This window comes from Aquimarina sp. MMG016, assembly GCF_018100805.1.
Lineage (GTDB): Bacteria > Bacteroidota > Bacteroidia > Flavobacteriales > Flavobacteriaceae > Aquimarina.
In genome coordinates, this window is sequence record NZ_JAGJEA010000003.1 from 48280 (window position 1) to 63131 (window position 14852).

Annotated in this window: 18 protein-coding genes; 10 read left to right on the forward strand and 8 right to left on the reverse strand. The window is 32.6% G+C overall.

Annotated features, from left to right (window positions below):
- Positions 1 to 7: 7 nt before the first annotated feature.
- Positions 8 to 679 carry an ABC transporter ATP-binding protein gene (locus J8M14_RS06460; RefSeq protein WP_211073783.1) on the forward strand — a complete coding sequence of 224 codons (672 nt, stop codon included), beginning with the start codon at positions 8 to 10 and terminating at the stop codon, positions 677 to 679.
- 1 nt (position 680) lies between these two features.
- On the opposite strand, the gene J8M14_RS06465 is transcribed toward J8M14_RS06460, so the two are convergent.
- Positions 681 to 1520 carry a universal stress protein gene (locus J8M14_RS06465; RefSeq protein ID WP_211073784.1) on the reverse strand — a complete coding sequence of 280 codons (840 nt, stop codon included), beginning with the start codon at positions 1518 to 1520 and terminating at the stop codon, positions 681 to 683.
- 152 nt (positions 1521 to 1672) lie between these two features.
- Here J8M14_RS06465 and J8M14_RS06470 point away from each other — a divergent pair, with 152 nt between their 5' ends.
- Together J8M14_RS06470 and J8M14_RS06475 are read left to right on the forward strand one after the other, a co-directional pair.
- On the forward strand, positions 1673 to 2476 hold the full coding sequence (locus J8M14_RS06470; protein WP_211073785.1) for a DUF6544 family protein: 804 nt from the start codon (positions 1673 to 1675) through the stop codon (positions 2474 to 2476).
- A 108-nt stretch (positions 2477 to 2584) separates the two neighbouring features.
- Positions 2585 to 3634, forward strand: coding sequence for a DUF3667 domain-containing protein (locus J8M14_RS06475; RefSeq protein ID WP_211073786.1), 1050 nt, complete (start codon positions 2585 to 2587; stop codon positions 3632 to 3634).
- A gap of 63 nt (positions 3635 to 3697) precedes the next feature.
- On the opposite strand, the gene J8M14_RS06480 is transcribed toward J8M14_RS06475, so the two are convergent.
- From J8M14_RS06480 to J8M14_RS06495, 4 genes are read right to left on the reverse strand one after another with little or no spacing between them, the layout of a single operon-like run.
- The gene (locus J8M14_RS06480) at positions 3698 to 4186 is read right to left on the reverse strand and encodes a hypothetical protein (RefSeq protein WP_211073787.1); all 489 of its coding nucleotides are present in this window, start codon (positions 4184 to 4186) and stop codon (positions 3698 to 3700) included.
- A 30-nt stretch (positions 4187 to 4216) separates the two neighbouring features.
- A complete protein-coding gene (locus J8M14_RS06485; RefSeq protein ID WP_211073788.1) occupies positions 4217 to 5200 on the reverse strand; it encodes an MlaD family protein in 984 nt (327 codons plus the stop codon).
- Between the two features lie 19 nt (positions 5201 to 5219).
- Positions 5220 to 5972 (reverse strand): ATP-binding cassette domain-containing protein, encoded by a 753-nt coding sequence (locus J8M14_RS06490; RefSeq protein ID WP_211073789.1) that lies wholly within the window; start codon positions 5970 to 5972, stop codon positions 5220 to 5222.
- On the reverse strand, positions 5972 to 6754 hold the full coding sequence (locus J8M14_RS06495; protein ID WP_211073790.1) for an ABC transporter permease: 783 nt from the start codon (positions 6752 to 6754) through the stop codon (positions 5972 to 5974). Before J8M14_RS06495 ends, J8M14_RS06490 begins: the two co-directional genes overlap by 1 nt.
- 145 nt (positions 6755 to 6899) lie before the next feature.
- Between J8M14_RS06495 and J8M14_RS06500 the strand changes: the two genes are divergently transcribed.
- From J8M14_RS06500 to J8M14_RS06510, 3 genes are read left to right on the forward strand one after another with little or no spacing between them, the layout of a single operon-like run.
- Complete coding sequence (locus tag J8M14_RS06500; protein WP_247672570.1) at positions 6900 to 7172, forward strand: heavy metal-associated domain-containing protein; 273 nt, start codon at positions 6900 to 6902, stop codon at positions 7170 to 7172.
- 19 nt (positions 7173 to 7191) lie between these two features.
- Positions 7192 to 7374, forward strand: coding sequence for a hypothetical protein (locus tag J8M14_RS06505; RefSeq protein WP_211073791.1), 183 nt, complete (start codon positions 7192 to 7194; stop codon positions 7372 to 7374).
- Between the two features lie 20 nt (positions 7375 to 7394).
- A complete protein-coding gene (locus J8M14_RS06510; RefSeq protein WP_211073792.1) occupies positions 7395 to 8153 on the forward strand; it encodes a Bro-N domain-containing protein in 759 nt (252 codons plus the stop codon).
- On the opposite strand, the gene J8M14_RS06515 is transcribed toward J8M14_RS06510, so the two are convergent.
- Positions 8148 to 8876, reverse strand: a complete 729-nt coding sequence (locus tag J8M14_RS06515) for a sulfite exporter TauE/SafE family protein (protein ID WP_211073793.1) — start codon at positions 8874 to 8876, stop codon at positions 8148 to 8150. The genes J8M14_RS06510 and J8M14_RS06515 overlap by 6 nt on opposite strands.
- A gap of 139 nt (positions 8877 to 9015) precedes the next feature.
- Here J8M14_RS06515 and J8M14_RS06520 point away from each other — a divergent pair, with 139 nt between their 5' ends.
- The 3 genes from J8M14_RS06520 to J8M14_RS06530 all read left to right on the forward strand — a co-directional run bounded on the left by J8M14_RS06520 (position 9016) and on the right by J8M14_RS06530 (position 12357).
- Positions 9016 to 9912, forward strand: a complete 897-nt coding sequence (locus J8M14_RS06520; protein WP_211073794.1) for a metallophosphoesterase — start codon at positions 9016 to 9018, stop codon at positions 9910 to 9912.
- Between the two features lie 11 nt (positions 9913 to 9923).
- The gene (locus tag J8M14_RS06525; RefSeq protein WP_211073795.1) at positions 9924 to 11105 is read left to right on the forward strand and encodes a helix-turn-helix domain-containing protein; all 1182 of its coding nucleotides are present in this window, start codon (positions 9924 to 9926) and stop codon (positions 11103 to 11105) included.
- A 106-nt stretch (positions 11106 to 11211) separates the two neighbouring features.
- A complete protein-coding gene (locus tag J8M14_RS06530; RefSeq protein ID WP_211073796.1) occupies positions 11212 to 12357 on the forward strand; it encodes an acyltransferase family protein in 1146 nt (381 codons plus the stop codon).
- 27 nt (positions 12358 to 12384) lie between these two features.
- Here the strand turns inward: J8M14_RS06530 and J8M14_RS06535 are convergent, their stop codons facing one another.
- Positions 12385 to 12624, reverse strand: a complete 240-nt coding sequence (locus J8M14_RS06535) for a NifU family protein (RefSeq protein ID WP_211073797.1) — start codon at positions 12622 to 12624, stop codon at positions 12385 to 12387.
- 3 nt (positions 12625 to 12627) lie between these two features.
- Positions 12628 to 13770, reverse strand: a complete 1143-nt coding sequence (locus J8M14_RS06540) for an Mrp/NBP35 family ATP-binding protein (protein ID WP_211073798.1) — start codon at positions 13768 to 13770, stop codon at positions 12628 to 12630.
- 197 nt (positions 13771 to 13967) lie between these two features.
- Between J8M14_RS06540 and J8M14_RS06545 the strand changes: the two genes are divergently transcribed.
- The gene (locus tag J8M14_RS06545) at positions 13968 to 14807 is read left to right on the forward strand and encodes a hypothetical protein (RefSeq protein WP_211073799.1); all 840 of its coding nucleotides are present in this window, start codon (positions 13968 to 13970) and stop codon (positions 14805 to 14807) included.
- Positions 14808 to 14852 lie beyond the last annotated feature (45 nt).

A 14852-nucleotide genomic window follows, 5' to 3' on the forward strand; every position in this document is an offset into this window, starting at 1 on the left:
AGTAAATATGAATACAGTTCTCGAAGCTAAAAATATCAACAAATACTTCAGAAAACCAGTGCTTTTCCATGTACTGAAGGACATTAGTTTTAAAATAAAAGAAGGAGAATTCACTTCTATTATGGGAAAATCTGGATGTGGCAAATCAACGCTGCTTTATATCTTATCTACGATGGATACCGATTATGAAGGTGAGTTATATCTGAATCATGAACTTGTTACCGGTCAAGAGAGGGAAAAACTTTCCTTTATTAGGAATAAACATATTGGTTTTGTATTCCAGTTTCATTATTTGTTGTCTGAATTTTCAGTGCTCGAAAATGTAATGCTTCCAGCTAAAAAACTTGGAGAAAAAACTGCTGCAGAGATTGAACATCATGCAATGGAAAAACTTCGTGTTCTTGGTATTGATCATCTAGCAAAAAAAAGAGCTTCCAGAATATCTGGAGGGGAAAAACAAAGGGTTGCCATTGCACGTGCTTTGATTAATGATCCTGCAATCATAATGGGGGATGAGCCCACAGGAAATTTAGATAGTTATAATTCTGATAATGTGTTTAATATTTTTAAACAACTAAGTGATGAACAAGGTTTGTCTCTCCTGGTTGTTACTCACGATATCGATTTTGCCAATAAAACCGATCGCATTATAGAAATGGGCGATGGAAGAATACTTTGATTTACTTAGCATTAAAGCTCAATAAAGGAATTACCGTATTTGCCCCTACCTGTTTTACTAAATCTCGATGAAATAGCCTATTAAAGAAGCCTCGATCTTCACGTTCCAATAAAGCAACAATATCAGTTTCATTAGTATTGACATAATCATTTAATTTTTCATAAACATCATTCGAAAAAACAATATCAAAATCTATATTCTCATAGTCAACTTTTTCCTTTACCATTTCCTTAAACCAGGACATTTGATCTTCTCCATCCGACTCCTTCTTAGATGAAATATGAATTACACGGATTTCTGCTTGATATGCTGCTGCAAGTATTGCCAATTTTTCAATCGCAAAAACATCTTCTTCTTCAAAATCCGTAGCGTATACTATATTTTTTATTTCCTTAGCGCTACTATTGTCGGGAAGAATCAATAATGGACAAGGAACTTTGGTTAACAATTGCTTCGCTATATCTCCAACCAAAACACCTCTATTACTGTGTTTATCCTTCATTCCCATTATAATCATGTCAGCAGATAGTTTTTTGGCCATTTCTAGAATTCCATCAACAATAGATATGCTTTTCAACACTTCAGTTCGTACATTCTTTAGCTTATTTTTATCTCCTAAATGTTTTGTACAGTAAGCATCAATGATAGAACGTTGTTCTTGATAAGCTCTTTTTTGTGTTTGTCTTAAGGAACTTATTATTGTTGTCCCAGAAAATGTAGGAACATCAAATATATGTAAAACGATCAATTCTGCCTGTAGCTTCATACTTAGATCATAAGCATATTGTAAAGAAGATATAGAATGTTCCGAATAATCAGTAGAATAGAGAATAGTTTTCATGATTTCTATGAGTTTCAGGTTGAAAGAATGAAGCTATCATATTATAAACAAACCAGAAATGATATAAATCATTTTTGTTCGATATACTATCATATACATTGCTAATTCCAACACTATCCGAACGGAAGACAATGAAACAAAAACTAATCAAAATGACATTAATTATTATTGGAATAACCATTGTAGTTATCGTTACTATAGTTTTTATAGGAATATCTTCCATTCAAAGAAATGTTAATCAGGAAAAGAATGCTCTGTTTACTTCTAACAATGAGGATAAACTGATTTCAAAAGATGACCTGGATTCATTTCCTGATTTGATGAAAAATTATTTAATCAATGTTAAGGTTATCGGGAAACCAAAATATTGTAATGCAGTTTTTTCTCAAAAAGGCAAAATCAGAACCAATCCAGAAAAAGACTGGTTACCTTTTACTGCCACACAATATATTTCTTCTTATAATCCAGGTTTTATATGGAACGCAAAAGCTTTTCCTATGCTCATCAGAGATAAATATCAAGAAGAAAACGGAGAGGTTAAGATAAGCTTGCTAGGCCTTAAAAAAATAGCTCAACATTCGGGTCCAGAGGTGGATCAAAGCTCATTGGGGAGATATTTTGGTGAGTTGATATGGTTTCCGATAGGTTTTTTGGATTCTGATATTTTCTGGGAGCAATTAGATACTAAAACTGTAAAAGGTGTCATATCTAAAGGAGGCATAAAGCTAGAAGGGCATTTCATCTTTGATGAAAATGGGATGATCGATTCATTCAAAACCAAAAGATATAGAGATACTGTATTAGAAAATTTCATTGGAGAAGTGGGTAAATACAAAGATTATGATGGGGTATTAATTCCAGAAACAATGACCGCTATTTGGGATCTTAAAGATACAAGATTAGAGTACTTTAAAGCTGATATCATCGATTATAACTTAGAACCTACTACACCATGAACACCTGAATGTTATAAATATTTGATTATGATGAATATCATTTCGAGCTCTATGATATCCTTAGAATAATTGTAAATTGTTTTTGTACTTTTAGGCAAATTCTTAGTAATGCCTTCGACTAACCAATGTAAAAACTGCGAAAAATCTTTTGATGAATCCTTCGATTATTGTCCTTATTGTGGGCAAGAAACAACAGATAAACTTACTTTTAGTGTACTGTTTAGTAATACCATAAGCAATTACTTTTCTATAGATGCTCGCTTCTTCAGAAGTTTTATTCCACTAATGACAAAACCTGGAGTTTTGGCTAGGCGTTTTGTTGATGGTAAGCGACTCACATATTTACATCCGGCACAATTCTATCTCTTTATCTCTGTGGTATTTTTTTTTATTTTCTCTTTTAGCATAAGAAAAGCAGATAATAAATTTACACAGGTATTAAAAGAAGGTTTTAAAAAAGGAGTAGTTATAGATTCGTTACAGTTAAAAAAAGATTCTATTGGTTTAGAAAGAGCCAAAAATGCTATTAAAGACAACTCAGTATTAATAGGGGTATCAGATGAGGATATTAAAGCAATTGACTCAGTTATATCTGCCAAGCAAAAGGAGCCTTCTGTATCATTTAGTTTTCAGAGAAATAAGTTAGATTCTCTTATTGCAATTGATGCCCCAGAAGGAGATAAGTTAAAGGCCATGGGATTGGAAGAAGATGCTGGTGCTGTTACTCAAAAATTTTATGCACAAATACTAAAGTTCTATGAAAAACAAGGTGGTGGTATTCTAAAGGTATTATATGACACCATCCCTATTACAATGTTCTTAATGTTACCTCTATTTGGTTTCTTATTAAAGTTATTTTATTGGAAACGTGCTGATTTTGCACATCATATGGTATTTAGTTTTTATTTTTTCACCTTTCTTTTCACATCTTTTTGTATCTTAATTCTGGCAAATATATTAATCGGAATTCCAACATGGTTAGAAGTTCTGGTGTTTTTATCTTTTGTGGTCTATTTGATGATAGCCCTCCGAAATTTTTATAAAAGTAGTTGGTTGGGAGCTTTTTTTAAAGCCAATACTATTTCTTTCATTTATTTAATGTTTATTGTCCCAATTGCATTTTTTGGAGTGGTAATGGTTTCATTTATGCTGTATTAACCAAATCAATTTATCATATTTAATAAGAACCATCAAACAAAAATGATAGTTATATCCAATCACCTAAAATCCAACTTTGTTCTTCAATTGAGGGACTTCCCACCTTATCATTTCTTTTAGAAATTCATCTACCTTTTCTACGATTAACTTCTCTGTTAGAGATTTTGGAGCATAGATCCCTAGCTCGATCAGATTACTTTCTTGGGGCGCATTCTCTATCTCAGGGTATATCATCACAACATAAATATCTCCATTATAAGACTGAGAAAATACTAAAGCTCCTCCAGGTATAAATTGATATGCCGGGATTAAGTTTGTGCAATCAATAAGCTCTGGAGGAAATGAATCAAATGTTATATTTACTGCTTCATTATTATGAATCCAACTTAATTCCTGAACTTTCCAACCTATGTTGTATTGCTCAGTAATAGTTTGTAACGTTTTGACAAGTAAAGGTCTTGTACTCGTTTTCCAAAGCATCCTTTTATCTACTACTGTCTTAATAGAGTTTCTATAGTCAATAACTCGCTCTTCTAGATGTTCTATTTTCATTATACTTCGGTTTAAAATTAATCAACATCTTTATCCTTTTTTATCCTTCTTTTTTTGTTCCTTTTCTAACTTCTTAAAATACCCTCTGAAAAGAAAATTATGCTTTAAAGCTTCCATATTTTGATTAAATCTAGTAGTCCCTTCTTTGATATTATTCATTGTAGAGTCTATATTTTTTACTAAATCCTGATTACTTGTTAAATAGTTTAGTGCTCCTTCACCCTCTGAAACATTTTTCATCATAATATTTAGATTTTGAGTGACCTCTCCTATTTCGTCACTTGATTTTTCCAGATTATTAATAATCGTCTTAACTTTTTGACCTGATAAACTATCATTTAGAAGAACGCCAATAGCACTTTCACTTTTATCAATGGTAGAAATAATATCTCTGAGCTCTACAATTGCTTGAGAAGCTCCTTTACTTGCTTTTCTTAGTTCATAAATGGTTAATTTAAGATCTCTTGCCATTACAGAATCATTAACCAATAATCCAATAGTTCCTTTACCTTCTACAATTTCTGTAGTTATCTTTAGCAAATCTGCAGTTAATAGTGCTGCATTTTCATTCGTAACATTTAATGTGGTTAACATATCATCAGTGCCAATTTTGCTGTAGGATTGAATTGTATCTCCAGAAACTACCGGAGGTTTTCTACTTTCTCTAGGAATAATATTTACAATCATATTACCAACCAATCCATCAGAACCGATAGTTGCCACTGCATCTTTTTTAATATGTCTTACGATATCATCTTTAATAATCATTTCAACAACAATTTTGGAATCATCAATCATTTTAATCTTACTAACTGTTCCTACATTAATACCAGAATACCTAACATTATTTCCTAATTCAAGGCCATTGACATTGGTAAATTGAGTCAGCAGTCTAATATTGCTCCCAAATAAATTCTGCCTGTTTCCAATTGAGTATAGGGCTGCAATTAATATTAGCGTACCTACAACTACAAAAACACCTAATTTTAATTTTTGTGAAGTTGATTTTTTCATAACACTATTTCTTATGTTTCTAATGCTTAAAAAATGCCTTTATTTGTGGATCATCAGCATGTAATAATTCTTGATACGTTCCTTCTGCATAATTGATACCATCTACCAATAGAATAATTCGGTTAGAAATTACTCGAGCACAATCCACATCGTGGGTAATAATCAATGAAGAAGTACCATATTTCTTCTGTATATTTCGCATCAACTGAATAATCTCTTTTGCTGTAATTGGGTCTAATCCTGTGGTAGGTTCGTCATATAAAATGATTTTGGGTTTTAAAATAAGTGCTCTTGCCAATGCTACTCTTCTCTGCATACCTCCAGAAAGCTCAGCAGGCATTAAATCAATTGCGTCAGCCAAACCCACATTTTCTAAAGCCTCCAAAACCAATGTCTCAGTATGTCCGGTCATATTTAATTTATCTTTATGCCTACGCAGCGGAAATTCCAGGTTTTCACGAACCGTCATAGAATCATACAAAGCACTCCCCTGAAATAAAAACCCTATTTCTGTTCTCAACAGATCTAGTTCTGTTTGACCAAGGATAGTAATATCCTGACCTTTGATACGAATACTACCACTATCAGCTTGCATCAAACCCACAAGGCATTTGATCATAACTGATTTACCCGAACCGGACTTACCCATTACCACTAAATTTTCGCCTTCAAATAACTGTAAACTAAACCCATTCAGCACATGATTGTTTCCAAAGCTTTTTCTCAGATCTTTGATCTGTAAAACGGGTTCTATATCTATTTTTGTTTCCATTAGATTTCAAAAAAAATATCAGCCAGAAATACAGCTATAAAGTCAATAATAAATAATAGCATGGATGTATACACTACTGCCGAGTTTGAGGCTTCTCCAACCCCGGCAGTTCCTTTTTTACAATGATACCCCTTATAACATCCTACTAATCCAATGGCAAAACCGAAAAAGAAAGATTTTATGGTTGCCGGAACTATATCACTGTATTCAATAGCATCAAAAACCTGATTAAAATATAATTGATAGGATACTGCTCCCTTTAGGTTTTCTACAATAGCGGAACCAAACAAAGCTATAGCATCTCCAAAAACAATCAATATGGGAAGCATCAAGGTAGTTGCGGTAATACGAGTAATAACCAGATATTTAAAAGGATTAGTCCCGGATACTTCCATAGCATCAATTTGTTCCGTCACTCGCATCGAACCTAATTCTGCTCCAATTCCCGAACCAATTCTACCTGCGCAAATCAATGCAGTAATCACAGGCCCTATTTCTCTAACTATAGAAATACCAACCATTGAAGGCATCCACGATTCTGCACCAAACTCCATTAAAGTTGGTCTAGACTGTAAAGTAAATACCAACCCAAGAATAAACCCTGTCACTCCAACTAATAGTAATGAACGGTTTCCCATATGATAACACTGCCTTAATAATTCACGAAATTCGAAAGGTCTGGAAAATACTTCTTTAAAAAATCGCCCAGCAAAAAATGACAAATCGCCAATCTCTGTAAAAAAAGCTTTTGTTCTTTCTACTATTCGAAGTGATTGAGTCATGAATAACTAATTAAGACATTACCCAAAGATAAAAGTGCCTTAAGGCAATAAAAATGATATAAATCAGGTGAAAACCTTAATAGCCCTGACATTTATCATAGTTTAGTTGTTATTGTACCTGTATTTTGACAAACCTAAAACTAAGATGATGAAGACAACTGTAGCTATTCAGAATTTAAAATGTAGTGGATGTGAAAGTACCATTGCAAAAAAACTTCACGAACTCTCTGGAATTAAGGATATATCTGTCAATACCGTGGATTGTACCGTTTCTTTTCGTTATGAAACTGATGACGGTATAGAAACCGTACAAAAGGAATTGACAAAACTAGGATATCCAATCGAGGGAGATAAAAACAGCTTAGGCCGAAAAGCTAAATCTTATGTAAGTTGCGCTATTGGAAGGCTAAATAAATAATCTTCAAAACAGTTCTTTTATGAAAGAAAAAGTACAAAAGCACACTACTTCCAATCCAATTTATGGCTTAGGGTTTATTGGAGCGGCAATTTATTTTATTAGTCAGGCAACTGGTTTTTGGATAGGTGTTTTAGGTTTTTTAAAAGCTATTGTCTGGCCTGCAATACTTATTTATGAGGTTCTGAAATTTATGGAAGTTTAAAATAAAGAATTTTAATGATTATGGAAATAACAAAAAAAGAAACTCCTAATTATTTTCAACAGTTCCCATCAATAAAAATTAAAGAACAAGTTTGGTTTATAGCAGAAGATGTTATTCGTATTTTGAAGTTAAATGAAGATTTTACAGAAATCCTAGACACTTTAGACAAAGAAGAGCGTTTTTCCAAAAGGTTAACTAGAAATGGGAAACGCCAGTTTGTTGAATTAATTTCAGAAAGCGGTTTGTACGCTTTACTTTTCAAAAGTGACACTGAAAATGCCAAAAAATTTAGGAAATGGGTAACAAATCAAGTGCTACCTCATATTAGAACTCGAGGTTATTATTCTAGTAAACGTTTTGAAATCCCAAATTTTGTCATTCGGTTTAACGATAATTGGGATCGAGTAGACTCCGGCTACTTTTCTGTTCTTAGTGAACTCTTCATACGTTTATATGGCCGTTTTGAACAAAAAGGTTACATTTTACCTAGTAAAGCTTTAGATGGAAAAGAAATGAGGCCGGATATTAGTGCTTCTTTTCATTTTGAAAAGTATTTAGAAGAAAGATACCCACAATATAATAAAGAATATAAAACCTATCCTCATAGATTACCTGATGGTAGAATAATTGAAGTGAAACAATATCATAATCATTTATTACCTGTTTTTATTGAATTCATTGACAAGCAATGGCTTCAGAAATATGCTAAAGAATATTTTGAAAAAAGAGACCCTAATGCTTTGCAATATTTACCCAAATTAATAAGTCCCACTTTATAAATTAACAATTACACTTACCACTCCAATTCCTACAATTAAAAAAAGAACAAATTTTCTAAACTGCTCTTGAGAAACGTGATCTAGAATCTTTTTTCCAATCCAGGTCCCAATAATTCCAACAACTATCAAAATAGGAATAAGATACAAATCATGTTTATGTATATAACCATTGTAATAATATACAAAAGTACGGCTAAAATCTACCCCAAAATCAATCACCGCTGATGTAGCAATAAAGGTGTCTTTCTTCATTTTGAAAGCCGACATAGTAATACCTCTTATAGCTCCTCCAGTACCAAGCAATCCTGCACTTAAACCAGATAATGACCCTCCTAAAAATGCGTTTTTGGTATTCGACTTCACCTTTAGGTTTTTAAAAATCAAAAATATTAGTCCTAGACCTATTAAAAAAAAACCTAAAAAATAAGTGAGAATTTTTGGATTAAAATATTTACTTAAATAGGCGCCTATAGATACAAAAAGTATTGCTGGAATCCCCAATGTTAATACTAGTCTTTTGTCCAATCCCTTCCTAAAAAAAGCAATTTTAGTAAGATTGCTGGATAAATGGAACAAAGCTGTAACTCCTAAAACGGACTGAAAATCCATAAAAAAATTAGCAATCGGAACAAAATATACTGAAGAGCCAAATCCTCCTACTGTCCCCAATATTTCTGAAAGGATAGCAAGTATGATAAAAATAGGGAGATATTTAGATAGCATTAGAGTTAGGATAAATCTTAACTAAAGGTAGCCTTAATCAATATCAATTTTTATGACAAATATCAACCTTGTTTTTGATGATCAATAGTTTAAATATAAAATAACATATAGTTCTGTATATTTACTAAAAACTTCATCTATGTCATCTCAATCCCGTCTGGATCGTGCTTATAAAAATGCCAAAGTAATTCCGTTTGATGATGATTCTAAGTTTGTATTATTCAGCGATTGTCATCGTGGAGATAACAGCTTTGCTGATGACTTTGCGAACAATAGAAACATTTATTTTCATGCGTTAAAACATTATTATAAAGAAGGATTTACCTATTGTGAGCTTGGAGACGGAGATGAATTATGGGAGAATCTTAAGTTCGACATGATCTTTCGAGCACATAAAAATGTGTATGAACTACTTCAGAAATTTTATAATGAAAATCGGTTAGAAATGATTTGGGGAAATCACGATATGGTATATCGAGATCCAAAATATGTAAAAAAACATCTTAGCTCCTATTTTGATCAAAAAACTGATACTGAAGTTCCTCTTTTTCCAAATATAGAGTATCAGGAAGCCATTATATTAAAACATCAGAATAGTGAGCAGGAGATTTTTCTGCTCCACGGACATCAAGCTGATTTTATGAATTACGTAGGATGGAGGATTAACAGATTCCTGGTTCGCGTACTATGGAAGCCTCTACAAGTAGTTGGTATTGCAGATCCCACTAGTCCCGCAAAAAATTATAAGGAAACGATTAGAGTAGAGCGCAGAATTAAAAAATGGATTGCTAATCATAAAAATAAGCTTACTATTATTGGTCATACACATAGGCCCAGATTTCCTGAAGCGGGAGAATTAGCATTGTTTAATGATGGAAGCTGTGTACACCCAAGATCCATTACTGGAATGGAAATCCAAAATGGTAAGATCACTTTAATCAAATGGCAAATTTCGACTACAGAAGATGGAATATTAAAGATTATTAGAATTCCATTGGAAGGTCCTCAGAGACTTACTGATTTTATTACGGAATAGATTATCCCCAGATGGAAGACATCCAAAACATAATTGATAATATCCCGATAAGACATAATTTTGTTTCTTATTTTATAAGCCTGGGTATTTTTATTGGAGTATTGTTAAGCTTAGTTATTTTATTTCGGGCTTCAAAGAAAAGTAATGCTTTTAGAATATTTGGTTGGTCATTATTAATACAATCTATTATTGCATTAGATGTTTTCCTATGCTATACCGGGTTAATGAAGTATATTCCGCACCTAAATGATTCAACAGAGCCTCTAGTATTACTTCTTGCCCCCTCAATATATTTATTTGTTTATACTCTTCTAGAGCGAAAATCGATTACATTGAGAAAACACTGGATTCATATTTTACCATCTGTGTTGTATTTCTTTTCTCAAATAAAATATTATGCTCAACCTACATCTGTTAAGATTAATGCGTACTTAGGAGCTTATTTTCCAGAAATGAAAAGGATTCAGGTCTCTGAAAATTTAGATTATAGTTATCTTTTAATCAAAGACGAGTTCAGATGGCTCATCTTATGTAGTTTTATTATCTATATCATACTATCCATAGAGCTTATCGTAAAAATCATTTATAAAAACAATACAACTAATTCTGAAAACACAAAAGTCAGTAAATACGATTTTTCCAAAAACACCATAATGGGCTTATTAGGTGCTTTCATTCTTATTTTTTTAGTATTCCTGAATTTTGAGGATGATGCAGGTGACCATTACATATTTATATTTCATACTACTATCGTTTTAATTACCAGTTTTGCATTGTTATCAGAATCTCGATTTTTTGAGAACTCCTGGATAGCTGATAAATATGAAACCTCAGGACTCTCTTCTAATGGAATATCTATCGATATGATTAAAGCTTATGTAGAAAAAGAACAATTCTATATGTCCAAATCAGCTTCGTTAAAAAATTTAGCTGAAGCCTTGAATTCGAGTTCGAATTACATTTCACAAGTCATTAATACAAATACTCAACTAAATTTTAACGATTTTATTAATCAATATCGAATTGATGCGTCTAAACAACGCTTAACAGATCCTAATTATAGTCACCTAACTATTGAAGCTATTGGGAATTCTGTTGGATTTAAATCAAAATCAGCATTTTATAATGCTTTCAAAAAACATGTAGCAATGTCTCCAAAAGCATTTGTTACACTTCAAAAACTACCTGAATAATTGTAGAAAGTGTCCAAAATTATAATTCAGGACGTAAAAGGCCAGATTGTATATCCAATTAGAAGAGAATTATTTCACTTTTGATGAAACATTTTTTTCAAAAGTTATGGTCAAAAAGATTCGTCGTTACGATTTAGATTGGTTGCGTGTTATAGTATTTGGATTACTTATTTTCTATCATGTAGGAATGTTTTTTGTTCCCTGGGGATGGCATATTAAGAACAATGTAGTTTATGATTGGATTCGTTGGCCAATGCTTTTTTTAAATCAATGGCGTCTGCCAATTCTTTTTGTCATCTCGGGTATGGGAACTTTTTATGCATTATCCTATCGAAATATTTGGCAGTTTAATCAGGAACGAATCAAACGATTATTGATTCCTCTATTATTTGGTATGTTATTTATTGTTCCGCCACAGATTTATTTTGAGAGATTAACCAATAATCAATTCTTAGGATCTTATTTCTCTTATATAAAAACTGAAGCCTTTATTGGGGTATATCCCGAAGGAAACATTAGCTGGCACCATCTTTGGTTTTTACCTTACTTGTTGATATTTTCTATTATTCTTTCTCCATTCTTCATAAAAATTAAAAGAAGCGCTCCAAAATTTACTAGTTGGATACAGCGACAGATTCAAAAACCCAATGGATTATATCTTTTTATTATACCTCTATATCTTATAGAATCTTTGATAGAACCCTTCTTTGATATTACACACGCCCTAATTGATGATTGGTTTAATTTTATAAATTCTTTGACGTTCTTTTTCTTTGGTTTTGTCCTAATAGCCGCTGGAAAAGAATTCTGGAAAAGCCTCGATCGTATAAAATCTAAAGCTTTGGTTATCGGAGTTATTGCTTTTTCTATTCAGCTTTTTATCTGGATACAAGGTAAAGATAGCTATCTCATACATTTTTCTGAGGCATTGATTAAGGTAACTAATCTCTGGTCATGGATTTTGGTCATTTTTGGATACGGAGCAAAGTTTCTAAACACAAAAAATGAGGTGCTGGTCTATTGCAATAGAGCAGTCTATCCGTTTTATATTTTACATCAAACGATTACCATAGTAATCGGATATTACCTCATGAATCTTGATTGGGGATTACTTCCTAAATTTATTGTATTGGTTATTGGTACCTTTGGAGGAAGTTGGATGATTTATCACTGGATTATTCTAAAAATTCCTGTTTTACACCCTTTCTTTGGTTTAAAAAAATCATATACTCAAGAAGATGGTTCTTCTTGAGTATATGGTTATGAGTGATCTAAAATCTTATTCTATATTTAATACCTCTTCAATCTGAGGAGCATATTTTTTAATAGTCATTTCTACACCTGACTTCAATGTCATTTGATTCACGCTACATCCTACACAAGCACCTTCTAGCTGAACCTTGACTCTTTTATCATCTTCTATAGCAACTAAAGAAATATTTCCTCCATCACTCTCCAAGAAAGGTCTAATTTCATCCAATGCTTTCTCTACATTAATTTTTAATTCTTCAGAAGTCATTTTCTATTTGTTTACAGCAGAACATCCTGCCATTGTTGTAATTTTTATTGCCTCGGTAGGTGGTAAATTGTCATTTCTATTTACCACTTCCTGAACCACATTTTTGGTTAATTCCTCAAATGCTTTTTCTATAGGAGTTGCCGTTTGCAAAGCCGCCGGTCGACCAACATCTCCTGCTTCTCGAATACTTTGTACCAAAGGTATTTCTCCTAAAAATGGAACATCTATATCTTCTGCAAGGTGTTTAGCTCCTTCTTTACCAAAGATATAATATTTATTGTTAGGAAGCTCCTCTGGAGTAAAATAAGCCATATTCTCTACAATTCCTAAAACAGGAACATTGATGCTATCTTGCTGAAACATCGCAACTCCTTTTCTAGCATCTGCTAATGCCACGTTTTGTGGTGTACTTACCACGACAGCTCCGGTTATTGGTAACGATTGCATAATCGACAAATGAATATCACCGGTACCTGGTGGTAAATCCAATAGTAAGAAATCTAATTCTCCCCAAGCAGCGTCAAATATCATTTGATTGAGTGCTTTTGCCGCCATAGGTCCTCTCCAAACTACTGCTTGATTAGGTTGTGTAAAAAATCCTATAGATAAAATCTTAACTCCATAGTTTTCTATAGGTTTCATTTTAGACTTGTCACCAACCTTAACAGAAAGTGGTCTTTCTCTTTCTACATCAAACATAATAGGAGCAGAAGGCCCATAAATATCAGCATCCAGCAAACCAACTTTAAAACCCATTTTGGCCAATGTAACTGCTAAATTAGAGGTGACAGTAGATTTACCTACACCTCCCTTACCAGAAGCAACCGCAATAATATTGGTAATCCCAGGAATTGGTTTTCCCTTGATTTCATTTTTTTGAGGTTGTGCTACTGTTGGTGCCTCAACTTTTATATTTACAGTTATTTTAGCTTTTTCATATACTTTTTCGTGGATTACTTTCATAACATCCACTTCTGCTCTTTTGCGTATATGTAATGCTGGTGTTGACAATACTAAATCTACCACTACTTCATCTCCAAAGGTGATTACATTTTTCACTGCTCCGCTTTCTACCATATTTTGTCCTTCTCCTGCAACGGTAACACTTTCTAATGCTTTTAGTATGTCTGACTTCTCTAATTTCATGTGTACAATTTCTTTTTCTGAAAAACCAACCAATTTAGATTGATTCTAATTGCAAAGATAGGTCGAAAAGTTAAGATTATAAAGCCCCTAAATTGAAATGATTTATGGTTGTATTACTATTCGTAATAGGTCATTTTATTAAAACGGTATGATTTATGTGGATTAGCAATGCTAAATTTTATAATCAATCACACTTCATGAAACGAACAACTTTTATTTTATCTCTCTTCCTTATTATATCATATCAGGGCTTTAGTCAAGGTAAACTACAAAAGGCTGAGAAAAGCCTAAGTAAAAGCAGTAGTCATAATAGTAGAAATAACTCAAGGTCAGAATCTAGGAACTCCGGTTATTCCTCTGATAATGATAATTATCTATTAACTGAACTAGCAGTAGTTTTTGGAGAAATAATACTATATGCCACTTATTATGGTTTGATAGAAACTCCTGCAGAATATGATAGACGTGCAAGCAATGCTTTTATTACCAAACATCCATATCACAGTTCTAAAAAAGGAAATTATTCTTACGAATGGGGTGATGACACTGAAATATTCAGAACTACATTAACCAATCGGGTTATCATAGAAAACAATCAATTGTATGGAAATCATCTTAATGCTGATTTTCGCTTTTTAAAAAGAGTTGGGGTAGAGGCAGATTATCTACAATTATGGGAAGATAAGACCTTTTTTGGAGCTAATTCTTTAGCTTTATTCACTGTACTTGCTAAATATCATCGTATACGTACAGAAAGATTTAATGCGTACTGGGGATTAGGTGCTACCTATGTTGCTGGTGAAGTAGAAGAGTTCGGTTTTACATATGGAATCGGAGCTGAACTTTTCTTTGCAAAACCCTTGAGTCTAGAAGCCAATTTTAATCAAGCTTTTATTAATTCGAGCTCAGTAGATAAAGTTAATGTATTATTAAATTATCATATGGATCGTTTTAAAGTATCCGGAGGATATGAGCATCTTAAAATAGGTAGTGTGGATTTTTCTACTTTTTCTGCTGGTATAGGAATATCTCTTTAAACAATTTAACTACTAATATTTGTAAATTTTTCAAAAATTAGGAAA

Bases quoted from the DNA above. Each gene is read 5' to 3' on its own strand.
- J8M14_RS06460 (WP_211073783.1), top strand. From the start codon at position 8: ATGAATACAGTTCTCGAAGCTAAAAATATCAACAAATACTTCAGAAAA.
- J8M14_RS06465 (WP_211073784.1), bottom strand. From the start codon at position 1,520: ATGAAAACTATTCTCTATTCTACTGATTATTCGGAACATTCTATATCT.
- J8M14_RS06470 (WP_211073785.1), top strand. From the start codon at position 1,673: ATGACATTAATTATTATTGGAATAACCATTGTAGTTATCGTTACTATA.
- J8M14_RS06475 (WP_211073786.1), top strand. From the start codon at position 2,585: ATGCCTTCGACTAACCAATGTAAAAACTGCGAAAAATCTTTTGATGAA.
- J8M14_RS06480 (WP_211073787.1), bottom strand. From the start codon at position 4,186: ATGAAAATAGAACATCTAGAAGAGCGAGTTATTGACTATAGAAACTCT.
- J8M14_RS06485 (WP_211073788.1), bottom strand. From the start codon at position 5,200: ATGAAAAAATCAACTTCACAAAAATTAAAATTAGGTGTTTTTGTAGTT.
- J8M14_RS06490 (WP_211073789.1), bottom strand. From the start codon at position 5,972: ATGGAAACAAAAATAGATATAGAACCCGTTTTACAGATCAAAGATCTG.
- J8M14_RS06495 (WP_211073790.1), bottom strand. From the start codon at position 6,754: ATGACTCAATCACTTCGAATAGTAGAAAGAACAAAAGCTTTTTTTACA.
- J8M14_RS06500 (WP_247672570.1), top strand. From the start codon at position 6,900: ATGATGAAGACAACTGTAGCTATTCAGAATTTAAAATGTAGTGGATGT.
- J8M14_RS06505 (WP_211073791.1), top strand. From the start codon at position 7,192: ATGAAAGAAAAAGTACAAAAGCACACTACTTCCAATCCAATTTATGGC.
- J8M14_RS06510 (WP_211073792.1), top strand. From the start codon at position 7,395: ATGGAAATAACAAAAAAAGAAACTCCTAATTATTTTCAACAGTTCCCA.
- J8M14_RS06515 (WP_211073793.1), bottom strand. From the start codon at position 8,876: ATGCTATCTAAATATCTCCCTATTTTTATCATACTTGCTATCCTTTCA.
- J8M14_RS06520 (WP_211073794.1), top strand. From the start codon at position 9,016: ATGTCATCTCAATCCCGTCTGGATCGTGCTTATAAAAATGCCAAAGTA.
- J8M14_RS06525 (WP_211073795.1), top strand. From the start codon at position 9,924: ATGGAAGACATCCAAAACATAATTGATAATATCCCGATAAGACATAAT.
- J8M14_RS06530 (WP_211073796.1), top strand. From the start codon at position 11,212: ATGGTCAAAAAGATTCGTCGTTACGATTTAGATTGGTTGCGTGTTATA.
- J8M14_RS06535 (WP_211073797.1), bottom strand. From the start codon at position 12,624: ATGACTTCTGAAGAATTAAAAATTAATGTAGAGAAAGCATTGGATGAA.
- J8M14_RS06540 (WP_211073798.1), bottom strand. From the start codon at position 13,770: ATGAAATTAGAGAAGTCAGACATACTAAAAGCATTAGAAAGTGTTACC.
- J8M14_RS06545 (WP_211073799.1), top strand. From the start codon at position 13,968: ATGAAACGAACAACTTTTATTTTATCTCTCTTCCTTATTATATCATAT.